The 3,829-nt window shown below is 61.7% G+C and carries 4 protein-coding genes; 3 read left to right on the top strand and 1 reads right to left on the bottom strand.

Translation table 11 applies throughout. From position 1 onward, the window contains the following. Window positions 1-373: CobW family GTP-binding protein (locus tag QT222_RS04765; RefSeq protein ID WP_491476471.1), on the bottom strand; the 373-nt coding region annotated here is incomplete at its 3' end. Window positions 374-473: 100 nt separating this feature from the next. On the opposite strand from QT222_RS04765, the gene QT222_RS04760 reads away from it, so the two are divergent. The 3 genes from QT222_RS04760 to QT222_RS04750 all read left to right on the top strand — a co-directional run bounded on the left by QT222_RS04760 (window position 474) and on the right by QT222_RS04750 (window position 3,749). After that, window positions 474-770, top strand: coding sequence for a DUF7990 family protein (locus QT222_RS04760; protein ID WP_004058977.1), 297 nt, complete (start codon window positions 474-476; stop codon window positions 768-770). A 41-nt stretch (window positions 771-811) separates the two neighbouring features. Then, the gene (locus QT222_RS04755) at window positions 812-1,777 is read left to right on the top strand and encodes an ArsA family ATPase (protein WP_491476470.1); all 966 of its coding nucleotides are present in this window, start codon (window positions 812-814) and stop codon (window positions 1,775-1,777) included. Between the two features lie 136 nt (window positions 1,778-1,913). Next, window positions 1,914-3,749, top strand: coding sequence for a carbon starvation CstA family protein (locus QT222_RS04750; protein ID WP_491476469.1), 1,836 nt, complete (start codon window positions 1,914-1,916; stop codon window positions 3,747-3,749). Window positions 3,750-3,829: the final 80 nt, after the last annotated feature.

Genomic DNA, 3,829 nt, shown 5'->3' with positions numbered 1-3,829 from the left:
CGTCCTCCCGGGCGGCCGCCCGCGAGGTGCCGAACAACCGGGCGTCCGGCCGGGGTTCTGAGACGCGGGTGCGAGGGACGAGATGGTGGTCGCCCGTCCGTCCTCGCGCAAGCCGGCCGACGGCGGTGTCGAGGTCGTCCTGTAACTCACAGCAGATACACCCGTTCGACAGTTCCGTCACGCCCCCGCCGACCGCGAGGTCGGACTCCTCCGCGACCAACTCGGCATCGACGTTTACGGACCCCATGTCGTTGACGAGTACGGCGATGTCTCGGTCGCCGGCGCTCGTCAACAGGTGATTCAGAAGCGTCGTCTTCCCCGCGCCGAGGCTCCCACCGAGTACTGTCACCGGGATTTCCTCTCGCGGATTCATGGACGGCCCTTCCTCGGCCTGGTATATGAACACGTGGAAACCGACGTGATTGTTCGTGAACGACACGCTTTTGTCCGGGAATCGAAGAGTATGTGAACTAATGACACTTGCCGCGCGCATCGAATCGTTCCGCAAACTCGCAGCCGAGTGGCTTCGCGGTCTCTACCACGGAATGATTTCTCATCCTGCCTACGAGAAAATCGAAACGCAGGCCGAAGACCACGAAGACGCGTTCATGCTCGCGTGCTTCCCGGACGCCTTCGGGATTCCGTCGCCCGTCTCCTACTACACCGCTGAACTCCTCCCGTTCCTCGAAGACGAGTTCGAGGCGTGGGAGCGGCGGATGTGGGACCGTGGGTCGCTTCTCGAACGCAAAGGCCACCAGTACCACTTCTAACATGCGCACGCACTCTAACATGCGAATGCACGCCTCTTCCCATGCGTAAATTCGTCTTCTTCGGCGGTAAAGGCGGCGTCGGAAAAACCACGATTTCCAGTGCCTATGCCGTCAGGTGCGCCCGCGCTGGAATCCGAACCCTTCTCGTCTCGACGGACCCGGCACACAGCACCCGCGACGTGTTCGACCAGACGTTTACGGACGACCCGTCGCCCGTCGACGGCGAGAAGAATCTCGACGCGATGGAAATCGACCCCGAGACGGAGGTCCGCGAACACCTCATGGAGACGAAGCGGGCGATGGGCGACCAGGTGAGTCCCGCGATGGTCAACGAAATCGACCGCCAACTGGAGATGGCCCACCAGACGCCCGGTGCCCACGAATCGGCGCTTTTCGACCGCTTTATCGACGTGATGCGCTCGTCGGACGACTACGACCGCGTCGTCTTCGACACCTCACCAACTGGTGGGACGCTCCGACTGCTCTCACTCCCGGAGCACCTCGACGGGTGGATTCAGCGACTCCTGCACAAGCGAAAACAGTCGGTCAAACTGTTCGAGCGCGCGGCAATCGGGAACAACGAACCCCGACGAATGATGGACGGCGACCCGATTATCGCCCGACTCGAACAGCGCCGCGACGACTTCACCTTCGCCAAGGAGACGCTGCAAGCGGATGCCGCTTTCTTCCTCGTCGTGAATCCCGACGAACTCTCGATTCGGGAGACGAAGCGCGCGGTCGAACAACTCGACTCTTACGGACTCGATGTTCGGGGACTCGCCGTCAACCGTCTCACACCCGAACCCGACCCCGACGAGGAAGGGCGAGGGGCGACGTTCCTGCGCAACCGAGTCGAGACCGAGCGGGAACGACTCCGCGAACTTCGCGAAGACCTTTCGCCACCGCTCGTCGCCGCCATCGAGACGCGCGTTGCCGAGGTAAAAGGCGACTTCCTCGGCGAGGTTGCCGACGAACTCGATGTCGAAATCGAGCTGAAAATAACCTAAACTGACACGTCTCCGATTTTCGAGTTCCTTTTTTGAATCCGTAACGACCGGGTTTTCCTGTCTGAATATGTTACATTCACATCTATCGTTAACATTAAGGTGGCCATTTGCGTGTCTGGCATAGGGTAACAGTACCATGGTACAAGTCATCTGGCTGGTCGTCACGGTACTTGCGCTGTTCACCGCCGGGTATTTCGGATACTCGCGGTATCTCGCGCAGTTCGTAGAACTCGACGATAGTCGCGAGACACCAGCACACAAGTACGAAGACGGACAGGAGTACGTCCCGGCGAAAAAGCCGGTCTTACTGGGGCATCACTATTCGAGCATCGCGGGCGGCGCACCCATCGTCGGGCCGATTACGGCGGGTGTCGTGTGGGGTTGGGTCCCCGCACTGGCGTGGATTGCGATTGGAAACCCGCTTCTCGGGAGCGTCCACGACTTCGTGTCGCTTTCGGGCAGTCTGCGACACGATGGAAAGTCCGTCGGGTACATCATCGGCGAGTACGTCGGCGAGCGCGGCAAGAACATGCTGCTTTGGTTCGCGTTCCTCACTATCGTCCTCGTCGTCGCGGTGTTCGCCCTCGTGGTGGCTATCGTATTCAACGCATATCCGGAGGCGGCCACGGCGAGTCTGGTCTACATCGTCCTCGCGGTGCTGTTCGGCATGTACCTCTATCAGCTGAATCTGCCGTTCCTGCCGGGGACCGCCGCCTTCGTCACGGCGATGTTTATCGGCGTGTTCGCCGGTATTCAGTTCCCGATTGCGCTGTTCGAACCTGCGGCCCGCGCCCCGGCCGAAACGTTCGTCCTGTTTTCGGGGTCCGGTTCGTGGCTCCCCGGTGCGAGTTCGTTCAACGGGAACACCGCAGCGTGGGTGCCGGTCATCCTCATCTACGGCGCGATTGCGAGCGCGCTTCCCGTGTGGGTGCTCCTGCAACCCCGTGACTACCTTTCGTCGTTCCTCCTCTACGCCGGGGTTGGTGGCTCGCTCGTGGCTATCATCGTCGGGACGTTCGTTACCAACCCGACGCAACCGCTCGTGACGAACCTCGACCCGTTCTACGGCTTTATCGGTCGCTCCGGCGCGCCGCTGTTCCCGCTTTTGTTCATCACCATCGCCTGCGGGACCATCAGCGGATTCCACTCGCTCGTCTCGTCGGGAACGACCTCGAAGCAACTGAACAAGGAATCTGACGCGCGGGTTATCGGCTACGGTGGTATGCTTGGTGAGGGACTTCTCGCCACCGTCGCACTCGCGGCGGTCGCTATCGTCGCTCCCGACGTCGGCGGCGGTATCGGCCTCGCGCTGCCGACCTTCGCGGCTGGCGGCGGCGTCATCCTCTCTAGCTTCGGTATCCCGACGTCCTTCGGCGGGCCGTTCATGGCGCTCGTGCTCGTGAGCTTCCTGCTCACCTCGACCGACACGGCGGTTCGTCTCGGTCGCTATATGATGGAAGAAATCGTCGGGACGCCCGAGACGCCGGTCGAGGACTTCGCGACGAACCGCTACGGCAACGCGCTCGTGCAGTCGCTTCCGGCGTACATCCTCATCACGAGCGGGTCGTGGTTGACGCTCTGGCAACTGTTCGGCGGTGCGAACCAACTGCTCGCCGCGCTGGCGCTCCTGACGGCGACTGTCTGGCTGGCCAACTGGGACGACTCGAAGCAGCTCATCAGCACCGGCGCGCCGATGGCGCTCATGACGATAATCACGACGCTCGGGCTGTTGTGGCTCGCGTTCCACGACAACCTCTATGCGAAGTTCATGAATCCCGAATGGATGGAACAGGCCGGAACGTTCGCCATGGTTTCGGCGGTCGTCCAAATCATCCTCGCGCTCGTGTTGATTTACTTGGCCCTGTCGCTGGTCAAACTTGGCTACGAGAACATCAAAGACGCGCGAGGCTCGGGCGGCGGCGGTCGCGGCGGCCGTCCACAACCGAGGGACGACCGAGGGACGACCCGCTGACGTCGTTTTTTTTATCCGCGAAATCGTTCGGCGAGCCGGTGCAGCAGCCCGCCGGAAGGCAACCGGGATAAGGCAGTCCA

The sequence above is a fragment of the Haloferax sp. s1 genome, assembly GCF_058382125.1.
The sequence above is the reverse complement of the archived record's forward strand: the minus strand, read 5'-3'. Positions and strand labels throughout refer to the sequence as shown.

What these genes read in the sequence shown, in the direction of transcription:
- QT222_RS04760 (WP_004058977.1), top strand. Translation starts at nt 474, where the DNA reads ATGACACTTGCCGCGCGCATCGAATCGTTCCGCAAACTCGCAGCCGAG.
- QT222_RS04755 (WP_491476470.1), top strand. Translation starts at nt 812, where the DNA reads ATGCGTAAATTCGTCTTCTTCGGCGGTAAAGGCGGCGTCGGAAAAACC.
- QT222_RS04750 (WP_491476469.1), top strand. Translation starts at nt 1,914, where the DNA reads ATGGTACAAGTCATCTGGCTGGTCGTCACGGTACTTGCGCTGTTCACC.